Origin of the sequence: Spirillospora sp. NPDC000708 (genome assembly GCF_040299565.1) — a bacterium.
GTDB lineage: Bacteria > Actinomycetota > Actinomycetes > Streptosporangiales > Streptosporangiaceae > Spirillospora.
On sequence record NZ_JBEPCJ010000012.1, the window covers coordinates 117,037 to 135,907 of the forward strand.

Genomic DNA, 18,871 nt, shown 5'->3' on the forward strand with positions numbered 1-18,871 from the left:
ACGGTCCGTCCCTTCGGCCGCTGTTTCCTGCGATGCACATCGTCAGCCCCGCCGCCGACGGCTGGGTGTGCGTGCGCCCCGCGCACGCCGGCCAGGCCTGCGCCGTTCAGCTGCCCTCGACGCCGGATCCGTCGCCCCCCGAACCGCAGGCCACGCCGCGTTGACAACGCCCTGACCTGCGGTCCAAACTAAAGATCACCTGCAATACCCATGCCCTCAGCCCGGAACGCCGGCTGGGGGCATTCGTGCGCTCAGGGGGTGATCATCTGATCGGCCCCGATGCCGAGGAGTACTGGACGACCGCGCAGGCGGCCGCCGCGCTAGGCGTGGCACCATCCACGATCAGCACCTGGCGGACCCGCGGGTACATGGAGCCTGTGGAGGGATCACCACCGCGGCGTCCTATCTACCGCCGCGGGGACGTCGTCAAGGCCGAGAAGGCCGCCTACCAGGCCGCGCTACGCACCAGCGGCAGCGCGAAACGCACCTCGCGGGCCGCACTCGCCGGCTGACCCCGGCAAGCCTCCAGACCGCGCACCCCCGGGGCTTCAAGACCTGGGCAGAGTGCGCACTCCGGGCCCGCCCTTTCGCGCGAGGTGGGAACACCCGGAGATTCGTGCGGCCCTTCGACCTCAGGCTCTAGCGGGGGGTCAGGGGACGAAGGGCCGCACCTTCACTCTGTGGTCGCGGCCCGCGCCGCACCCAGCCGCCGCCGCCACGCCAGGCCACCTGCCACCCCGGCGGCGATCCCTGCCACGACGATGCCCGCCATCGGGAGCACCAGCATCCGCGTCCGCTGCTCCGAGCACGCTTCATTCACCGAGCTGAATGCGTCCTGCGCCTGCCCCAACACCTCAATAGGGAAGTCGTCGCCGAAGTCCGTGCTGAGGGACTTCGGGGAGTAAAGCGACCCGCACTCGAACCCGCCAGTGGATACGGGAACGAACCCGACCCAGGAGGCCGCGAATACCAGCAGGATGCCCAGCGGCAACAAGCGATGCATACCTGCAATCCCACCCCAATCTGACATCGCCCCAGCGGCGGATACAGCAAACCGCGGCCTGATCCGGTCACTACGGCGAGATGAGAAGGAACCCCGCGATGCACGACACCCCGACCACCGCTGGCGACCACCAGGTTCCACGCACCTGGCCCACAGCTCTGCCCCGGCCCATCCCGGTCACCTACCAGCTGTGGACCGGCGAGAACACCGACGAAGTGGTCCGGTTCCTCGGCGATTCCTACGACGGCGTAGCGGAGGTCAACGGACTGCGGTTCCTGTCGTATGCGTCGCCGGGCGGGCTCACGGCAGCCGAGCCGGGAACCGTGTTCGTCCGCGCCGCCGACAACCACATCCAAGGCTTCCCGGCCGCAGACTTCGAGCGGCTCTACGACACCGACACGGTCGCCCAGGGCGCGGACATCGAGATCATCGAGCACGGCGCCGGACAGGTAGACCAGCGGGTGATCCTGCCGGACGACATCCGGATCAACGGCCGCTCCGTCCTAGCCCCCTCCGACGCACCAGTACGCGTCCACGACATCACGATGAACCACGGCGAGCCGGTGCAGGTCACCCTCACCCTCTTCGCCCGCCGTGTCACCATCGGCCACCAGCAGCCGGCATGAGCTTCGCCTCCCTGCCCCTGAAAGTCGTCCTCGATGACCTGACCATCGCCGAGGCCGCCGTCCGCTGCGAGATCACCACCGAGTGGGAGACTCACGACTCCGCCACCGCGCCCCCGGTTCGACGCGTGAAGGCGACCATCGCGGGCTCCGTCCTCACCGACAACATCGCCGACGCTCTGCGCAAGCTCGCCGATGCACTAGAAGCCTGACTCGCCCTCGGCGCAGTAGGCCCGCCCCAAAACGCACGCCCTCCCCGCCCAAGCTGGCGCGGCCCGGACTCGGTTGAGAAACGGCACCCACCGCAGGGTGTGCCGCCCGGTACCGGGCCGTTCCGGCTCACGGAAACCCGCAAAGGAACCCGCACCCATGCAGCACGACGACGCCACCCGCGAACTCGACAAGATCATCCACGCGCTGAAGTGGGCCAGCAGCCACCTCACCCGGCTCGACGAGTCGAACGCCTCCCGGCACCTGGCCGACCAGGTCCTGCACACGCCGCTCACCGTGGCTGTGCAGCGCGCCAGCCAGGGCGCCGCCAAGCTCCGCGAGTACCTCACTGAGCTGCCTCCCAGCGAATCCGAGCTGCACGGCCTCGCCCGGATCGTCGCCGACCTGGACCGCTGCCCGCACGGTCGCCACGAGGGCGACACCTGCATCGGCTGGACCGGGCCCGGCACCTACCAGGGCGGCTGCGAGGGCGGAATCTCCCTCGGCAACCCCCACCTGAAGACCGGCGATCACCTCGGCTACGCCTACTCCGCCAGCCTGTACGTGATGCCCGAGCGAGGCCGCCGCAGCAAGCCCGAAGCCTGGAAGGCGTAACCCCGCATGCGGATCTTCTACGACTGCGAGTTCATCGAGGCCGGCCCGGACCACCCCGTCGAACTGGTCAGCATCGGCATGGTCGCCGACGACGGCCGCGAGTTCTACGCCGTCTCCTCCGACTTCGACACCCGCAAGTTCTTCGCTTCCGACTGGCTGGTCGACAACGTGTGGCCGTCGCTGCCGCAGCGTCAGGACCCGCCCGGCGTCCGCTGCCGCTGCATCCACGGGCACCTCGACCTCGACCACCCCGACGTCCGGCCCCGCGCGCAGATCGCTCGCGCCGTCCACACCTTCATCGCCGCGACGCCCGCCCCGGAGCTATGGGCGTGGTACGGCGCCTACGACCACGTGGTGCTGTGCCAGCTGTGGGGCTCGATGAACGACCTGGCGCCCGGCGTCCCGATGTGGACCAACGACCTCAAGCAGGAAGCGCAAAGGCTCGGCCACCCGCGGCTCCCCGACCAGCCGGCCGGACTCCACAACGCGCTGGCCGACGCCCGCCACAACAAGGTCCGCGCCAAGACCCTCGACCAGCTGCGCGCCGAACTGGAGCCCGCGAAGTGAAGACGATCATCTGCGCGCTGAACGCCGCCGATGCCGACGAAGCCGCCGCCGCCCTCGCAGTCGAGTCCGGCGACCGGGTCCACACCCACCAGCTCGGCCGCATCACCGGCGCCGACACCTGCGACGTGACCGTCACCGGCGGGTTCGCGCGCCGCCCCGACGCATTCGAGACCTGGCAACTGGTCCGCACGGCCGTCGAGCAGCTGGACACCCCGCCGATCCTGCCGACGCACCCGCCGCTGATCAACGCCCTCTACACCACCGACATCGATTCGCGCACCGTCGAAACCCTCAGCGCCCTGATCGAGCCGTTCGCCGACGACGGGGGCCACACGGTGAGCGTGGCCGACGCCGCCCGCACCTTCGCGGTCGTCCTGGAGAGGACGCAGGCGGCCTACGAGAGCGCACTTGAGCGGGCCCGCGCCGGCGAGTCCTGATGCCCACGGTGATCTGCGCGCTGGGACACCGCGAGGCCGTCATGGAGGCGCGAAGCTACGGCATCGCTCCCAGCGACATGATCATGGCGAGCGGTGTGCACAGGCTGAGAGGCCTCCTCGGGTTCAGCGTCCTGGTAGTCGAGGGGTTCACCAGCCGACGAGATGCGGTCGAGGTGTGGCACGAGTTGCGGCACCGCGCCGAGTACAGCCGCTCGGGGCCGGTGGGCGGCCCGGTCCTGCCGTTCCGGCCGCCGCCGTTCACCGTCCTATACCGGGCGGACGTCGCGCAGGCAGTCGTCGAGGCTCTGACCCGGCTGCTGGAACCGTTCGCGACTGGCGACCCACCGATGGTGCCGCTGGCCGCAGCAGCCGCCGTCGCCGGCGACCTCATCGAACGGCACACCACCCGCAACGCGAACATGCCCGGGGGCGGTGATGGAACACCAGAACCCCGAGCCGTCTCGACGTGACCAGAAGGTCGTCGAAGCCGCCGCGGCAGTCCTGGCCGCCGGCCTGACCGCCGCCGCGGCGGCCGCCGCGCTCCGCCGCGCGCTCAAGCCGCTCCGCCTGGCCGCCGCCGCGATCCGCGCCGCCGCCGACCTGGCCCGCCGCATCCCTGCCGATCCGCGGTCCCGCGCCACCGGGCCCACAGTGCGACAGGGGCGGCGGGACTCCCACCACTACCGGGCGTGGTACCTGGTGAACGCGGCTCGCCGCATCCACACCGCGATCAGAGCCCGCGGCGAGAACGAGACCGTTGCCGCCGCGGTCCGCAAGGCACTGCGACCGGAGATGCGGTATCTGCGGCAGCATCTGGCCGCCCAGCAGAACCGCCGCCGCGCGGCCGCCGCCGCCGACCGGATGGCCGCGATCTACGGTGACCGACTCGGCTGGTGGTCGGTTCAGGACGGTTCCACCACCAGCGAATGCCGCCACGCCCACGGCCGCGACTACCTCGTCAGCCGCCCTCCCAGGATGGGCCTGCCGGGCGCGGTCCACCCACACTGCCGGTGCCGCTCGGTACGCCCCTGGGGCACACGGCTCCTGACCTAACCCCTGGAAGGGACCACGCATGGACTTCGGAGAAGCGCTGGCAGCACTCCGCGCCGGCGACAGGCTCACCCGCGGCGGCTGGAACGGCAGGGGCATGTTCATCGTGCTCCAGGCCGGCTACCCGGACGGCATCGCCATCAACGCCAACACCGCACAGGCGACCGGCATCGAGCAGGGCACGGTCTGCAAGTTCCGGCCCTACCTGATGATGCGGACCGTCGACGGCGACTTCGTCCCCTGGGTCGCCTCCCAAACCGACCTGCTCGCCACCGACTGGGCCACCATCTGACCCCTACCGGCTGTCCCGAGGCGGGGAGACAGGGAACACGCGAGGCTCGTCCGTTTCCCTGTCGATGGCGATGACCGCGTCCACCTCGCCGGCGAGCATCGCGTCGAGCATCCGGTCGGTGGGGGAGACCTCCGGGTCCGGCACCGGCCCGGTGGGAGAGTCCGGGCGCAGCCGCCGGTAGTACACCGCCGTGTGCTGCTCGTCCTGGCGGTCGTCGGTCACTTCGCCTCCTGGACGGCGAGGAGGTCCTCCCCGCGGATCTCGCGGCTGCAATGCGGGCACAGCGAGGGCAACTCCAGGCTCCGCCGGCTCCTGATGTTCGCGCCCTCGGGCAGGTCCTTCCGCCGGATCGTCTGACCGCAGTGCGGGCAGTTGCCCGGCAGTTGGAGGGTGCGCGGAGCGCGGGGCGAGTACGCCCCTCCGGTTCCGGCGGGACGGCCAGCACCGGCACCCTTACCGGGCCTGTTGGCCTCCCACGCCCGGTAGGTCGCCATCCGCCAGAACGGCACCCTGCCGAGGGTGGTTGACTCCTCCGGCATGTCGCCGGCCTTCGCCTGGGGAGTGCCCCGGCGAGCGTTGTGCCGGGACCGGTTCGCCTCGACGGTCGTCTTCTTCACCCCCTGCAACGCGGCCCACACATCGACATTGATGAGAGCCTCGTCGGGGATGGCGTCCCGGTCGGCGGGGATCTCCGCCGGGTCCTGCAAGACAATAATCCCGTCAAGTTCCATGAGGGCAGAATAGTGCGCCGCCAAGCGGGCGTCGCTCCGCCGGACCAGTTCCGGTCGGGTCATCAGCAGGGGCATCGCGCTGTCCTCCTCGCAGCCCAGACGGCGCGGCAGGCCCTCCCCACCAGGGGAGGACCCGCCGCCCCGAGGGGCTAACTGTCCTGGGGGGCCGGCTGCGCCAGCTTGACGGCCATCTCCTCGGCTGACATCCGGCCCTGAATGTCGTCGTAGCCGAACCGGTCGGTGTGCAGCCGCCCGCCGGTCAGCTGGGCCTTGGTGGCCGCCTCGACTGTGAGCACCGCCCGGTGGTCGCCGAGGTGCTGCCATGGCACCGTGAGGGTCTTGGGGTTGACCCGGATCACCTCGAACCACCGGCCGCGGTGCAGTGCGAAGTCTCCTTTGGTGAAGTCACCGGGTCCCCACACCTTCAGGCCTTCGGCCTTCAGCTTCTCGACATGCTCGTGCCAGTAGGCCAGTTCCCCGGCCGTCTGCTCGCGGGTCGTGGTCATTCGGATCATTCCCGGGCTCGCCGGCACCGGTGCGTGCGGGCGCCGCAGCAGTTTCCGCAGCCATTCGCGCAGCGCGGCCCCTCGGGCGGCGGCCCTCTTCGCCGCCGCCTCCGCCTCGGCCTTGACCCGCATGGACTCCAGGTGCCGGTCCATCCTGCGAAGCTCGGCCTCCAGCCGTTCGATCCGCCGAAGCGTGGTCGGCAGATTCTCGCGGTGCTGTCGGTACTTCTCCGCCGCCGCAGCCCGCGCCGCCCAGTACTCGCCGCGCTTCATGTCCTTCACCGCGATCCCGTCGCTGCGGTGCATCTTGTCCAGGAAGTTGCGGTGCCGCCGCTCGGAGTGGTGCCCGACGAGGATGGGCTGTCCCATGGGGATGTGCGACATCCGCTCCCGGTTGTGCTGCCACCTGGACAGCCCCGCCCGCAACGCCCGATGCCCCCGGGCCCCGTACCGTTCCGCCCGGTCCTCCGCCCGCTCGTTTCGCTCGGCCTCCGCCTCGCCGAAGTCCCGGCCCGGTGAGGCGTCGTCGATCTCTACCGCCACCGTGTGGCCGGCCTCGGTGAGCCGACGCTTCGCCTCTCCGATCACCCAGGTCTTGGACACCTTGTCGCGAGAGTGCGGGAGGTACCAGCAAGCGAGGTCCCTGGAGAACCGGAACCCGCAGCCGCCGCGGCCGCCGAGGATCGTCCCGGTTCCGTCTCCCCGCTCCGTGCCGTGGACGAGGGTGCCCTCCGGGAGGGTGTGCGTGATCTTGATGGTCGCCATCCGGCGATCTCCTGTTCGTTAGAAGGGGGAGGGGCCCGGCACGGTGGCCGGGCCCGGGCGCGAAGTCAGGCGGGGACCTTCTCCCGCTCTGGCTCCTCCGGCCGCTGCTCGCGGGACTGCCGCTTGAACTCCGAGTAGGTGATCCGCCCGTGCTCGGCCCAGAAGTTGAGCAGTTCCTCGCTGGCGTACTTGCGGGCGCGTGACCACTGCCCGGAGAACAGGCTCTTGGGGTCCACACCCGCCGCCCAGCCGGCCGCGTTCAACACATGTCCCCGCGTCTCCGCCTCAGCCGCGAGGTAGGACGCCTCGATGTAGTCCTGGTAGTCCGAGCGGAGCTGCCTCTCCTTGGCCTTCCGCCGCTCCAGCCGGGCCGCCTTACGGCGCGCCTTCTCATCCACTCGGTCACGGCGCGTCGCCTCCGCCTCGACCGCCTGCACGACGTACGGCCTCCAGTCCCACCGCCGCAACAGCATCGCCAACTCGTCGTCGGTGAGCTTGATGAGCCGCTCGGGGCGCACGGCCCGGCGGGCGGGGCTGAACGAGTGGGCCAGCGCGGTCAGCTTGACCTTGAGCATGATCAAACCTTTCGGGTCGGGGGTTACGAGAGCAGGTCAGCGGTGCCGCACGGGTCCGGCTCGGGGAACATCGCCTCCTGCCGGTACTCCGCCTCCGGGCCGGCCTCGGTGTCGAAGTCGCGGGCCCCCATGTCCAGCCAGTTCTTGCCGGCATCGCAGTTCGGGTCGCCCATCTGGTTTCTCCCTGGTCCGTTCCTGGGTGCTTCCGACACCCCCGAACCTATGGCAATCCAATAATCAAGTCAAGCAGACAGGCAGGGAAAATTGAATGGCCACAGATTGGCCTGTGAGGGGTCATTCCATCTCCAGCCACTTCCTCTACAGGGGAAGCCCTGCAGCCCCCTCACGGGCCACTACAGGGCCGCCCGTAGGCCGCTGCAGGGCCGCCCGTAGGCCGCCCGCCCGCCGCACCGCTCCCGCCCGCTCCGGCACTGTCCGGCCCGCCCGCTCCGGGCACCGTCCCCAGCTCTTGACCGGTGGCCGGCTACGGCGGGGCCCCGTGATGGCATGCGGAAACCCCCGGCAGGGGGACCCTGCCGGGGGTTGGAGCCGATGGCTCAGCCGATCGCGCGGGTGGCCTTGCCGCCCCCGTCCACTCGGGCGTCACCGATGTCGGCGTTACGGCCGTCCTGGCGACCCTGCGCCGTCGCGAGGTAGTGCTGCTTGCGGGCGCCCGTCAGCTTGACCGTGTGCGGGAACATCTTCCGGTAGGCGGCCCGGATCCGGTCGGCCTCGGTCTGCAGGACCAGGGCGTTGCCCGGCGCCTCGTCGGCCAGCTCGCCGACCCGCGCCCGGATCTTCTCCGCCACGCCCGCGCCCCAGCCCCGGATGTAGTCCCAGCACCACTGGTCGACGGCGTCCCAGACCTGCTGGTCGTCCCAGCCCGGGTTCAGCTTGCGGAGCTCGGTCTCCCGCTTGTCGCCGGCGGCGTTGAACGCGGAGTTCATCTGCAGCGACAGGCTGGTGAGCAGGACGGTGAGGCTGTCCAGCAGGCTGCTGGTGCCGACGATCGTCATCTCGCCCTTGTGGGTGTCGGCGAGGGCCTCGCCGCCCATCGCCACGATCAGCGGGTACACCGCCTCGTAGTACACCGTCCCGTGCTCGATGGGCATCTCCATGACCATCAGGGTGATCTCCTCGGGGTCCTGCCCCTTGGAGCTGCGGATGTGGGCCTCTTCGATCCCCTTGGCCTTCATCAGCTTGGCCGCCATCGCGGCGGCCGCCTCCGCCGGCGGGGTGTTGGGGTGCTCCGCCTTGTTGAGCAGCGCCTGGATCTTGCCGACGTAGTCCATGGCCATCTCGGGACCTCCGGGTAGTGGTGGCCGGGACCGTGTGTCCCTGCCGATGACCAGAACACTATGGCAATCCAATAATCATGTCAAGTCATCTTGGAGTGTAGACTCTGACCTGCCAAGATGCCTGCTATCCGCCACCATGCCCGCCCGTCCCTCCGTGTCCGTCTCTGAGGGTGTAGGGGCCGCCCAAGGGTGGCTAGTCCCTCCGTGAATGCCTGCCCGTACCTACAAGGGCCCGTAGGTCACTCCGGCTCCATGCCTGCCGAATCCGCCGCCGGACCGTTGACAGGATCCGGCCATACCCGCACATCACAAGCCGACCATGATAAGAATATTGGTATGCCAGTGATTGAGATTGAGGGAGTCCCTCCCTCTGCCACACTCCGCAAGGAGCTGGCAGAGGCCGGCAAGCCGGTCCTACTCAGCTTCAGCCGCGGGAAAGACAGCCTCGCGGCCTGGCTCGCACTCCGAGACGCCGGCGTCGAAGTGATCCCGTACCACCTGTACCTGGTCCCCGGCCTGCGCTTCGTCGAGGAGTCGCTCGCCTACATGGGCGAGTTCTTCGGCTGCGGCCCGATCCTGAACCTGCCGCACCCCTCGCTGTACCGGTGGCTCACCGCCCTCGTCTACCAGCCTCCCGAACGCTGCGCACTCATCGAGGCCGCGACCCTGCCCCAGTTCACCTACACCGAACTCAACGACCTGGTCCGCGAGCACTACGACATGCCCGAGGCGTGGGTATGCGACGGCGTCCGCGCCGCGGACTCCCCGAACCGCCGCATGGCCCTGAAGTCACACGGCCCCATCAACAGCACCGCCCGCACCCAGAAAGTCGTGTGGGACTGGCGCAAGGCCGACGTCATGGGCGCCATCGAACGGGCCGGCGTCCAACTGCCGCCCGACTACCTGTGGTTCGGACGCTCGTTCGACGGCCTCGACCACCGGTTCCTCGCCCAACTCAAGACGTACGCCCCCGACGACTACCAGCGGGTCTTGGACTGGTTCCCGCTCGCGGACATGGAGCTGTTCCGTGCCGATCTCTGACGAGGTGCGCCGCCGCCTGGAGGCCATGGCCGGCCGCGGCATCAAGCCCGGCGAGCCGCCGCCCGAGGCCCCGCCCGACGACACCGACAAGCCGCGGCTGCGCCCCGGCGACGAGGACGTCAGCCCCGAGGAACTCGAGAAGCGCCTCGGGTTCCGGGAGCGCGCCCGCCGCGAAGACGAACGATTCCGCCGCGCGACCGACTCCGAGTACTGGCTCGCGCTGTGCTTCCGCGCCCCCGAAGACCCCGCCCGATTCTGCAAGGCCGCCCGCATCACCCCGCACGGCCACTACGTCCACGGCCCCGAACTCGCCGCCGCGGTCGGCAAGACCGCCGTGCAGAACGCCCGCGACCGAGCCAAGGCGCTCCTGTCCTCCCGCGCCCTCACTGGCACCGACGGCGAGTCCGTCACCGACCGCCTCACCTCGACCCTGCCGCCCGACCCGCTCGCCGGCCTCACTGGCACCGGTGGCTTCGAGCGCGAGTGCGCCGAGGAACTCGCCGCCCTCGCCTCCGCCTTCACCGCACCCCCCGACCCGCACCCGGCCAACGTTCTGGACTCCCCGCACTGGATTGTCGTGGTGTTCCCACACCGCGAAGCCAAGGACGCCTTCCTCGCCGACACCGGCCTGGACGTCCTCGGCGACAAGTACCTCGACGGCCACCAGGCCGCGAGAACCCTGAAGGTCCACCTAGGGAAGTGAGGCACCATGCGCCGACGTCTCGGCAACCTGTTCGGCGGCTCCCGCCGCCGCGGCCGCGGGGAGAGCACCCCGCCGCCGGCCCGCCGCGCCGCGTCGCCCAGCCGGGCGCGCAACTCCGGCACCTGATCTGATGCCCAAGCGCGGCACCCGACAGCCGGCCACTGAGAAGGCTCCCGAGTCAGCCGCGCTCCAGCTGCTCGACGGGGGAGGGGACACCAGCACCACCGTCCCCGCCCCCGTCGACCCGCCGGACTGGCTCTCCGACGAAGCCACCACCCTCTGGCACACCCTCGCCCCCCACACCGCCCCCGGCACACTCACCGAAGGCACCGCCCCCGCCTTCGCATTCCTGTGCAACGCCCTCGCCACCTACGTCGACGCCGACCAGATGGTCCAAACCGCCGGCGTCCTCATCGCCGAAGGCCAGGGCCTCGCCCCCAACCCAGCCCTCGCCATCCGCGAACGCGCAGACGCCACCGTCGGCAAATGGGCCCGACACTTCGGCCTCATCCCCGACCCCCACACCGCAGCACCAGCGACCACCCAACGGCCCCGCACGCTGCCCCACCTGGTAGAAGGCGGGTGACCACGTGTGCCCCCACGCATCGACGACGAAACCCGGGCCAAGATCCTCAAGGCCATCAAGACCGGGAAACTCTCCCGCAACGCCATAGCCCGGAAGTACGGCGTCAGCGTCGGCACCGTCACCAACATCGCCAAAGCCGCCAACCTGACGTCAGCGTTTGACCGGTCAAAGAGCAAAACCGCGCGCGCGACACAGGCCCGCAAGTTCGACGCGCAGGCCGCCCGCGCCAAGCTCCTCGTCGACCTGTACGGCGACGCCCAACGATTCCGTGAACGAGCCTGGTCGCCCTACACCCAGATCGTCACCGGGCCACTCGGCACCGAGCTCGTCACGACCAAGCTCCCGCCGATCCGCGACCAGCAGGCCGCCTACACGGCCATGGCCATCGCCCTCGACAAGGCCTTGAAGATCGAATCGGTCAACACCGGCGACGGCGCCGAGCAGGGCAAGACGATGATTGGCGACCTACGCGCCGCACTCGGCCTCGCCTACGAGGCGATCGAGGCCCAGGAAACGCAAGCGGCGCAGGACGCCGGCCGCGAGGCGCCCCCACCAGAGTGACAGCGGCGTGCCGCGTTTCCGCAGGTGGCATCCAATCGGCCTGCGGAAACACAATGAGTCGGCGTCAGGCTTGCCGCTCGGCTGAGCCATTGGACGAGAAGTAGGAGCGGCGAAGCTCCCAGATGGAGTCATCGTCGCTGGGGCGCCCAGTGAGCCGGCGCAGCGGCGGTCCTGCCGGAGCGAGGCGCGTTCGCGCGATGTTGACGAAGGCCTGCCGCTTCGCCTCGATTCCGGCGCGAAGCTCGAACCATTCGCCGTCTGCCGTCCAGCCGCGGGCGACCTGCAGCCCAACAGGCCAGAAAGCTGCGTCGATCTCCTGAGCGGCGCTGACGATCTCGTGGTCGGCGGTCAGCACGACCATTCCCAACGCCTCGTTCCACGGCCGCCAGTCGATCGGCGTGGGGACTCGCACTCCATCATCGAGAACAGGCGGGTTGCGTCCGTCCAGCTTGCCGAGCTCGATGAGGACGTTCGACGATTCGCGCAAGATGAGGGCGCACGCTTCTGCTTGCCGGTCGCGCGACCAGCGTTGCCGTTGCGATCGGTGCGTGATCGCGCCACCGACCAGGACCCCGAGCAGCGTGGTGATGGCTGCGCCAACGGTTGTGATGTACAGGCTCATAGCCCGAAGCGTGCACTTGACCAGGCGTCGCGGTCTGTGCTTGAAGACTCAGTTGCATCCCACGATGTGGCGGCGCGCGGAGGCGGGGACGGGACATCAGCGTCGGCCGCGTCGCCCACTCGGCACCAGCAGGTCGAGGCTCCACTGGAGCACAGCCTCAAGCACGGCCCGCGCGGCTTGGCGCCTGGCCGGCTTTGACGACCACACCGCCGGCAGTAGCACGCCGAACAACACGACGACCACGCTGAGGGCGATCAGGAGTAGAACCCAGTCCCTGACGGCGAGAGCCGCGACGAAGGAGATCGCGGAACCGCTCGGGGTTTCGAGAGTCATCGAAAGTAGGCCTTCTCACCGTCGGGCCGGGGCGGCGCCCTTCCGGGGGGAGGGCGGTCGTCCAGGACACGGCGACCGGTCAATAGATGGCCACGACAGATAATCTCTCGCGCCTCCAGCTTGGCATCGTCCACGTCACGGCCGCAGACGTTTCCCATATCTCGTCGACCGGCGGTTGTTGGCGGTTGCGTGGCTGAGGGGGTGGTTGTGCCCCCGGCCGTCGACCTGGAGCGGGTCACGAGTGTGATGTCCCGCAAGCAGATCCGCTCGATCGTCGAGTCTGAGCGGGTGAAGATCTCGCTCTGGGAGGGCGCGGTCTCCAGCGGGAAGACCATCGCTAGCCTCGTCGCGTTCCTCATCGCCGTGGCGCAGGCCCCGGAGAACGGCCTGATCTTCTGCGTCGGCCGGACGCTCCAAACGGTGGAACGGAACATCATCGAGGTGCTGATGCAGCCCCTCGGCCCGTTCGGGCCGCTCGCGAAGTACGTCGAGCACACCCGCGGCTCGAACGTCGCCACGATCTTCGGCCGGACCGTGCACCTGGTCGGCGCGAGCGACGTCCGCGCCGAAGGCCGCATCCGCGGCGCCACCGCGTCCCTGATCTACATCGACGAAGCCACGCTGATCCCCGAGGGCTTCTGGACGATGTGCCTGTCGCGCATCCGCGTGCCGGGCGCCCGCTTGATCGCGACGACGAACCCGGACGGGCCCTCCCACTGGCTGCGCAAGAAGTTCCTGCTACGCGAGGGCCAGTTGAACCTGCGGACCTGGCACTTCGTGCTGGACGACAACCCGTTCCTCGAGGAGTCCTTCAAGCAGGACCTGCGCAACGAGTACGTCGGGCTCTGGTACCGCCGCTTCATTCAGGGCGAATGGTGCCTCGCCGAAGGCAGCGTCTACGACATGTGGAACGAGGACCGCCACATCGTCTCCGCACTGCCGGAGATCGTGATGTGGCCGGCGTGCGGCATCGACTACGGCACCAGCAACCCTTTCTCCGCGGAGATGATCGGGCTCGGCGCCGACGGGCGCCTCTACCTGACCAACGAGTGGCGGTACGAGGCGAAGGTCACGCGCCGGCAGCTCACCGACCCCGAGTACTCCGCGCGGCTCCGGAACTGGGCCGCGCACATCCGCGTCCCAGGCCTGTCCGCGCGCGGTGTCCAACCTCGCTACTGGGTGGTCGACCCGTCCGCCGCGTCGTTCATCACGCAGCTGTACCGCGACAAGGTGACCCCGACCCTCGCCGACAATGCGGTGCTCGACGGGATCCGGCTCGTCTCATCCCTCCTGGCCACCGACCGGCTCCGCGTCCACGAGTCCTGCACCGGCTGGATCGAGGAGGTCCCCGGCTACACGTGGGACCCCGACCAGGCCGAGAAAGGCATCGACGAGCCCGTCAAGACCGACGATCACTCGTTGGACGCCGGCCGGTACGGGCTGAAGACGACCGAGTTCCTGTGGCGCCCTCACCTCGCCCTCGCCGCCTAACCAAGGTGCCGCGTTTCCGCAGGTCGCATTCAAGTCACCTGCGAAAACCCGTGACCAGACAAGGACGCCCATGGCCAACCCCGACCCGCCGCCGAACCCTGCGCCCAGCGACGACCCCGAACGGTTCCGGCTCGTCGGAGACGAGAACTGCGGCGTCGCCCTTCACTGCCTCGACTGCGACCGCGGAGGCCTGCCACTGGCCTACCTGGATGGTGGCCTTGGCGGCTACGAGCACCAGGACGTCGAAGCCACCGACACCATCCTCGGACTCCTCACCCACGCCGATGCCCACAGCTGGCACGTCCACGGCCGCCGCCCCCGATTCAACCCCTACAGCCGGTCCCGGTTCGACCGCGCCTACAACGGCTCCTGGCTCGTGCCCCGCACCCCGCACACGCAGATGCCGGTCGGCCCCCGCGTCCGCGACGACGGGATGATCCGCCGCGAGGCCGGCGACTCCAGCCCCACCCACGCCCGCCAGTACGCCGCGCAGCTTCTCGCCGCCGCAGACGAGGCCGAACACCGCCGCGGCCGCTCCTCGGCCGCGAGGTCCTGGCCGTAGAAGTCGACGCCGGCCGGGACGCCCTCGTCGGCAGCCTCGCGCCGCCGTCCGGATTCTCCGGGAGCGGCGGAGGACAGGCCGATCGTGCAGACGCCTCGGCCGTCGTCGAAGACCGGCAGTGACCGACCGGGCGGTGAGACGATGACGGACATGCCGGATGCCGAGAAGACCTGGGGGCGAATCCGCGCGACGCGCGCCAACCCGCCAACTCCCGCCAAGAGGACACCTGCGAGGCGCCGCACGTACGGCACCGCGCTGGAGCAGGCCCAGCAGATGTTCCGCGCCGCAGAGGCGGTCGGGCCGGAGACACAGCCCGTTCTGATCTTCTACGGGCTCAGCCAGGCTGGCCGCGCCATCGCCGCCGCATCCGCATCATCGATCGCGAATGGCGATGGGTGGCAGCTCCGAGGCCACGGCATCCAGGCGGATCGCATGGACGGGCCCTTGCATGACATTCGGGTCGTGAGCGGTAAGGCGGGGAAGCCGAGCAGCTTCGTGCGGCTCTCGGAGATCCTCGACTCCCCGCTGCTCCCGGAATCGGCTGGGGTGCGTCTCGAAGACCTATGGGACTGCATACCGGGCAACAACGAACGGCCGCTCAGCGATGACGAGAAGCACAGGCGCATGCCGCTGTACGTCAGCGAGAGCTTGCACGTAGAGCCGCACTCTCTGGTAAGCGTCCGCGTAGTGGACTTTCCGCCGTGGGTCGTCGCGTCTTCTCAACCTCGCCAGGCCCTGGACGACTACCTCTCGGCGTTCCCCGATGTTCACGACTACGCCGACTTCCTGAAGACGAACAACGCCCCGGAAGGTGACCCGGACTTCGCGGTCCGTACTGGTGGCTGGGGCGAGCTCCTCATGCACTGGTTGATGCCGAGCGAACAACCCAGCACGGTGGAAGAGCGCCTCGGGTACCTGAAAACGATGGTGCGTCCCTACGCCGGCGAGTGGTGGTTCTTCCCCGAGGTCGGAGGAGCGGGCCGCAGCGTTCACCCCCTCATGGCGTGGTGGGCGGTCTTGCACGCGCTGTCGATGCTGGCCCGCTACCAGCCCGACCAGTGGATGGCCGAGATCAACGTGGACGAGGACGGCTCCCGGGCGGTCGCGATCGAGCAGCTTCTATGGGAAGCGCGCACACACGTTCCGATCCTCATCGCCGAGACCATCGAGCACGTTGCAGAGCCGAACACGTGAATGACCGCCTGGCGGCCGCGGGGTGCCACGTCCATGGCACCGGCTGCTCCATCCCGTGGGGCTACGACGAGGCGCACACCGACCAGCACCACCCCTACACGCCCGAGCAGCTCGCCGGCCGGGAGGAGTGTCCGCACCGGTACGCCTACCCGACCGTCGAGGACTACCTCGAAGGGTGGCGGCTGTGGCGCGCGTACCGCAATGAGAACCGCCTGAACCCAGCCGAGGCAGCCGTGCGGTGGGCGGTCATCGAGGAGCGCATCATCAGCGGGCTTCCGCCGCACATCACCGCCGCGACGCTGGGGCCCTACCTCGCGTCCCCGCCGGCTGTGCAGCTGCCATCTGCGGAACACAGCACCGGCTGAATCGGCCTGACCAGGCCCCGAGCTACGAAAGGGGGCCTGGTTCTGCATGGCCAATGACGTGTGGCCGCCTCCCGAGCTTGCGCCCATCCACGACCGCATGGCGGTCTGGTCCGCGTGGTGGACCGGTGAGCCCGACGAACTCGAATACGTGTACGGCGGGGACGGGGTGGCCGCGGTCCGGCCGCCGAACTGGCCGCGCCGCCGCCCCCTGAACCGGCCGTCCCAGTACCGGGGCGGGCTCGTCGGTGCGCTCGCCCGGATGTTCTGGGGCCGGCCCACCCCCGAGGGCGAGCTGCGGTCGAAGATCCACATGCCGATCGCCTCGGACATCTCCGTGGTGTCCGCGAACCTGCTGTTCGCCGACCCGCTCACCTTCAAGACCCCGCACAAGGCGACCACGGACCGGCTTCAGGAGCTCCAGGACGACGGAATGCAGGCCACCTTGCGGGAGGCGGCCGAGACCGCGTCGGCGCTCGGCGGCGTCTACCTGCGCACCTCCTGGGACAAGGACATCGCCGACCGGCCGTGGCTGTCGGTGGTGCAGCCCGACTGCGCGATCCCGACCTTCCGGTACGGGAGACTCCGCGAGGTCATGTTCTGGACGGTGATCGAGGACGACGGGCAGCAGACCGTCGTCCGTCACCTGGAGACCCACAAGCCCGGCGTGATCCGGCACCAGGTGTTCGTCGGCACCCCCACCTCGCTCGGCCAGCTCGCGCCGCTCGGCGACTTCGAGGACACCGAACCCTTCGCCCGCATCGTCGAGAACGGCGATGAGATCCCCACCGGCATCGACCTGCTGACGGCCGGCTACATCCCGAACATCCGCCCGAACCGGATCTGGCGGAACCTGCCGGAGGGCGTGAACCTCGGCCGGTCCGACTACCAGGGCGTCGAGGCGTTCATGGACTCGCTGGATGAGACCTGGACCAGCTGGATGCGGGACATCAGGCTCGGCAAGGCACGCATTCTCGCCGACCGGGCGATGCTGGAGTCCGAGGGCCGCGGGCAAGGCGCCTACCTCGACCTCGACCGTGAGGTGTTCACGCCGGTCGAGATCAACCCGATGTCCGGCCAGTCGCTCATCAACGAGATCCAGTTCTCGATCCGCGTGCAGGAGCATCAGGACACCACGCAGGCGCTGCTGGAAACGATCGTCCGCTCATCCGGATACTCCGCGCAAAGCTTCGGGCTGGCTGGCGACACCGCGCTCACCGCGACCGAAGTGCAGGCCCGCAAAGAGCAGAGCTTCCAAACGAAGGCCCACAAGATCAACTATGTGCGGCCCGTCCTCGCCCACATGAACCACGCGCTCCTGGCCATCGAGGAGGCCGCGTTCGAGCGGCGCGGACTGCGGCCCCAGCCACCCGACATCGAATGGGCGCCCGGCATCACCCCCGACCCCGCCGACACCGCACAGACCGTGTCGCTGCTGGTGTCCGCCCGCGCCGTGTCGCTGCAGACCCGCGTGGAGATGGTCCATCCCGACTGGGACGAGCCCCGCGTACTGCAGGAGGTCGAGCGGATCAAGGCCGAGGAGCCCTCCCCGCTCGACCAGATCCCCGCCGCCGGCGCTGGCCGGCCCCGCTTCTCCCAGCCGGCGGAGGCGCGGCCCATCAACCGCGACAGCGAACGCGCCACGGAGCCCGCCGGCTCACCCCGTACCTGAACCACCTCGTAACCGTCGGGGGCCGCCTGGCGCCGCCCCCGCACCCATCAAGAGACCGGCCCGACTGGCGCGGGCCGGCGTCTCGCATGCCCTGGAGGCATCCTGCATGAACACCACGAAGGCGACTCCGGCGCTGAACCTGCCGGACGTGTCGACCCTGCCCGTCCACGACCGCACCGGGCTCCGCGCCATCGGCGTGCTGCCCTCCGGCCGGATCGTGTGGCCGGTCATGGGTGGTGCGGACGACGACACCGACGACCAGGACGGCGGCCAGGACGACCGGGACACCGGCGGCGGCCAGGGCGGCGGCAGTGGCGCCGGCCAGGACGACGACGATGACGGCGACGGCGACGGCCAGGACGACGACACCGACAACGACGGCGGCGGGGACGGTGGGGACGGCAAGGCCGGCAAGGACAAGCCGCGCCGCACCCGCGACCGCCGCGCCCGTGCAGGGGACGACAAGACCGAACGCACCATCGCCGCGATCCGCGACGACTTCAAGGACGAGCGGTCCAAGCGGCAGGCCGCGGAGAAGGCCACCGCCGCGCTGCAAAAGCAGCTCGACGACATGCAGGCCACGCAGACCAAGCAGATGGATGCGCTGGCCAAGGCCCTCGGGCTGAAGAAGGACGACACACCGCCGTCGCCCGAGGAGGTCGCCAAGAACCTCGGCAGCAAGCTCCAGGCGGCGGAGGCCGAGGCCGAGACCGAACGCAAGCGCGCCGACACCGCGCACGCCAACTACCGCGAGGCCGCCGTCCAGCTCGCGGTGTATCTCGCGGCCGACGACCACGACGCCAACCCGCGCGCGCTGCTGGACAGCGCTCGCTTCCTGAAGTCCGTCGCCGGGCTGGACCCGGACGCCGACGACTTCAGCAGCAAGATCGCCGACGCGATCGACACGGCCGTCGAGAAGAACGAGCGGCTCCGCAAGGCCAAGCCCCGCGCCGCCGAACGGTCCGGCGGCGAGATGAACACCGGCAACAAGCCGCAGCGCAAGCGGCCGGCCTCCCTCAACGAGGCCGTCAGGAAGCACTACGACCAGGCCAGGTAGCCCATACCCAGGGGC

At 69.8% G+C, this 18,871-nt stretch carries 28 protein-coding genes; 19 read left to right on the forward strand and 9 right to left on the reverse strand.

Annotated features, from left to right (window positions below; all coding sequences use genetic code 11):
- Positions 1–245: 245 nt before the first annotated feature.
- On the forward strand, positions 246–512 hold the full coding sequence (locus ABT299_RS11785; protein ID WP_500250655.1) for a hypothetical protein: 267 nt from the start codon (positions 246–248) through the stop codon (positions 510–512).
- Between the two features lie 161 nt (positions 513–673).
- Here the strand turns inward: ABT299_RS11785 and ABT299_RS11790 are convergent, their stop codons facing one another.
- Positions 674–1,003: a hypothetical protein gene (locus tag ABT299_RS11790; RefSeq protein ID WP_500250656.1), complete on the reverse strand. Its 330-nt coding sequence runs from the start codon at positions 1,001–1,003 to the stop codon at positions 674–676.
- A 98-nt stretch (positions 1,004–1,101) separates the two neighbouring features.
- On the opposite strand from ABT299_RS11790, the gene ABT299_RS11795 reads away from it, so the two are divergent.
- The 8 genes from ABT299_RS11795 (at position 1,102) to ABT299_RS11830 (ending at position 4,797) form a co-directional block, all read left to right on the forward strand.
- Positions 1,102–1,629: a hypothetical protein gene (locus ABT299_RS11795; protein ID WP_500250657.1), complete on the forward strand. Its 528-nt coding sequence runs from the start codon at positions 1,102–1,104 to the stop codon at positions 1,627–1,629.
- Entirely contained in the window at positions 1,626–1,838 is a 213-nt protein-coding gene (locus tag ABT299_RS11800; RefSeq protein WP_500250658.1) for a hypothetical protein, read from the forward strand. Before ABT299_RS11795 ends, ABT299_RS11800 begins: the two co-directional genes overlap by 4 nt.
- Positions 1,839–1,995: 157 nt before the next feature.
- Positions 1,996–2,451 carry a hypothetical protein gene (locus ABT299_RS11805; RefSeq protein ID WP_500250659.1) on the forward strand — a complete coding sequence of 152 codons (456 nt, stop codon included), beginning with the start codon at positions 1,996–1,998 and terminating at the stop codon, positions 2,449–2,451.
- Positions 2,452–2,457: 6 nt separating this feature from the next.
- Positions 2,458–3,018: a 3'-5' exoribonuclease domain-containing protein gene (locus ABT299_RS11810; protein WP_500250660.1), complete on the forward strand. Its 561-nt coding sequence runs from the start codon at positions 2,458–2,460 to the stop codon at positions 3,016–3,018.
- Positions 3,015–3,455, forward strand: coding sequence for a hypothetical protein (locus tag ABT299_RS11815; protein WP_500250661.1), 441 nt, complete (start codon positions 3,015–3,017; stop codon positions 3,453–3,455). Before ABT299_RS11810 ends, ABT299_RS11815 begins: the two co-directional genes overlap by 4 nt.
- Entirely contained in the window at positions 3,455–3,925 is a 471-nt protein-coding gene (locus ABT299_RS11820) for a hypothetical protein (protein WP_500250662.1), read from the forward strand. Before ABT299_RS11815 ends, ABT299_RS11820 begins: the two co-directional genes overlap by 1 nt.
- Positions 3,891–4,508 carry a hypothetical protein gene (locus tag ABT299_RS11825; RefSeq protein ID WP_500250663.1) on the forward strand — a complete coding sequence of 206 codons (618 nt, stop codon included), beginning with the start codon at positions 3,891–3,893 and terminating at the stop codon, positions 4,506–4,508. The genes ABT299_RS11820 and ABT299_RS11825 overlap by 35 nt, the downstream gene beginning before the upstream one ends.
- A gap of 19 nt (positions 4,509–4,527) precedes the next feature.
- Positions 4,528–4,797, forward strand: coding sequence for a DUF2829 domain-containing protein (locus ABT299_RS11830; RefSeq protein WP_500250664.1), 270 nt, complete (start codon positions 4,528–4,530; stop codon positions 4,795–4,797).
- Positions 4,798–4,800: 3 nt separating this feature from the next.
- On the opposite strand, the gene ABT299_RS11835 is transcribed toward ABT299_RS11830, so the two are convergent.
- The 6 genes from ABT299_RS11835 to ABT299_RS11860 form a co-directional block, all read right to left on the reverse strand.
- Complete coding sequence (locus tag ABT299_RS11835; RefSeq protein WP_500250665.1) at positions 4,801–5,019, reverse strand: hypothetical protein; 219 nt, start codon at positions 5,017–5,019, stop codon at positions 4,801–4,803.
- The gene (locus tag ABT299_RS11840; RefSeq protein WP_500250666.1) at positions 5,016–5,528 is read right to left on the reverse strand and encodes a hypothetical protein; all 513 of its coding nucleotides are present in this window, start codon (positions 5,526–5,528) and stop codon (positions 5,016–5,018) included. The genes ABT299_RS11835 and ABT299_RS11840 overlap by 4 nt, the downstream gene beginning before the upstream one ends.
- A gap of 149 nt (positions 5,529–5,677) precedes the next feature.
- On the reverse strand, positions 5,678–6,799 hold the full coding sequence (locus ABT299_RS11845) for a DUF3560 domain-containing protein (protein WP_500250667.1): 1,122 nt from the start codon (positions 6,797–6,799) through the stop codon (positions 5,678–5,680).
- A 65-nt stretch (positions 6,800–6,864) separates the two neighbouring features.
- Positions 6,865–7,374, reverse strand: a complete 510-nt coding sequence (locus tag ABT299_RS11850; protein ID WP_500250668.1) for a hypothetical protein — start codon at positions 7,372–7,374, stop codon at positions 6,865–6,867.
- A gap of 23 nt (positions 7,375–7,397) precedes the next feature.
- Positions 7,398–7,547: a hypothetical protein gene (locus tag ABT299_RS11855; protein ID WP_500250669.1), complete on the reverse strand. Its 150-nt coding sequence runs from the start codon at positions 7,545–7,547 to the stop codon at positions 7,398–7,400.
- A gap of 384 nt (positions 7,548–7,931) precedes the next feature.
- Complete coding sequence (locus ABT299_RS11860) at positions 7,932–8,672, reverse strand: DUF2786 domain-containing protein (protein ID WP_500250670.1); 741 nt, start codon at positions 8,670–8,672, stop codon at positions 7,932–7,934.
- Positions 8,673–9,155: 483 nt separating this feature from the next.
- Between ABT299_RS11860 and ABT299_RS11865 the strand changes: the two genes are divergently transcribed.
- From ABT299_RS11865 to ABT299_RS11880, 4 genes are all read left to right on the forward strand, one after another.
- A complete protein-coding gene (locus ABT299_RS11865; protein ID WP_500250671.1) occupies positions 9,156–9,713 on the forward strand; it encodes a hypothetical protein in 558 nt (185 codons plus the stop codon).
- The gene (locus ABT299_RS11870) at positions 9,700–10,416 is read left to right on the forward strand and encodes a hypothetical protein (protein ID WP_500250672.1); all 717 of its coding nucleotides are present in this window, start codon (positions 9,700–9,702) and stop codon (positions 10,414–10,416) included. The genes ABT299_RS11865 and ABT299_RS11870 overlap by 14 nt, the downstream gene beginning before the upstream one ends.
- 130 nt (positions 10,417–10,546) lie before the next feature.
- The gene (locus ABT299_RS11875; protein WP_500250673.1) at positions 10,547–11,002 is read left to right on the forward strand and encodes a P27 family phage terminase small subunit; all 456 of its coding nucleotides are present in this window, start codon (positions 10,547–10,549) and stop codon (positions 11,000–11,002) included.
- 6 nt (positions 11,003–11,008) lie between these two features.
- Entirely contained in the window at positions 11,009–11,563 is a 555-nt protein-coding gene (locus ABT299_RS11880; protein ID WP_500250674.1) for a hypothetical protein, read from the forward strand.
- A gap of 64 nt (positions 11,564–11,627) precedes the next feature.
- Here ABT299_RS11880 and ABT299_RS11885 read toward each other — a convergent pair whose 3' ends face one another.
- Positions 11,628–12,185, reverse strand: a complete 558-nt coding sequence (locus tag ABT299_RS11885; RefSeq protein WP_500250675.1) for a hypothetical protein — start codon at positions 12,183–12,185, stop codon at positions 11,628–11,630.
- Between the two features lie 96 nt (positions 12,186–12,281).
- Complete coding sequence (locus ABT299_RS11890; RefSeq protein ID WP_500250676.1) at positions 12,282–12,518, reverse strand: hypothetical protein; 237 nt, start codon at positions 12,516–12,518, stop codon at positions 12,282–12,284.
- Positions 12,519–12,725: 207 nt separating this feature from the next.
- On the opposite strand from ABT299_RS11890, the gene ABT299_RS11895 reads away from it, so the two are divergent.
- The 6 genes from ABT299_RS11895 to ABT299_RS11920 all read left to right on the forward strand — a co-directional run bounded on the left by ABT299_RS11895 (position 12,726) and on the right by ABT299_RS11920 (position 18,856).
- Positions 12,726–14,009: a PBSX family phage terminase large subunit gene (locus ABT299_RS11895; protein WP_500250677.1), complete on the forward strand. Its 1,284-nt coding sequence runs from the start codon at positions 12,726–12,728 to the stop codon at positions 14,007–14,009.
- Positions 14,010–14,079: 70 nt separating this feature from the next.
- Positions 14,080–14,571, forward strand: a complete 492-nt coding sequence (locus ABT299_RS11900; protein WP_500250678.1) for a hypothetical protein — start codon at positions 14,080–14,082, stop codon at positions 14,569–14,571.
- 150 nt (positions 14,572–14,721) lie between these two features.
- Entirely contained in the window at positions 14,722–15,765 is a 1,044-nt protein-coding gene (locus tag ABT299_RS11905; RefSeq protein ID WP_500250679.1) for a YaaC family protein, read from the forward strand.
- Positions 15,762–16,130, forward strand: a complete 369-nt coding sequence (locus tag ABT299_RS11910; protein ID WP_500250680.1) for a hypothetical protein — start codon at positions 15,762–15,764, stop codon at positions 16,128–16,130. The genes ABT299_RS11905 and ABT299_RS11910 overlap by 4 nt, the downstream gene beginning before the upstream one ends.
- 97 nt (positions 16,131–16,227) lie before the next feature.
- Positions 16,228–17,799: a phage portal protein gene (locus tag ABT299_RS11915; RefSeq protein WP_500250681.1), complete on the forward strand. Its 1,572-nt coding sequence runs from the start codon at positions 16,228–16,230 to the stop codon at positions 17,797–17,799.
- 106 nt (positions 17,800–17,905) lie between these two features.
- The gene (locus ABT299_RS11920) at positions 17,906–18,856 is read left to right on the forward strand and encodes a hypothetical protein (protein ID WP_500250682.1); all 951 of its coding nucleotides are present in this window, start codon (positions 17,906–17,908) and stop codon (positions 18,854–18,856) included.
- Positions 18,857–18,871 lie beyond the last annotated feature (15 nt).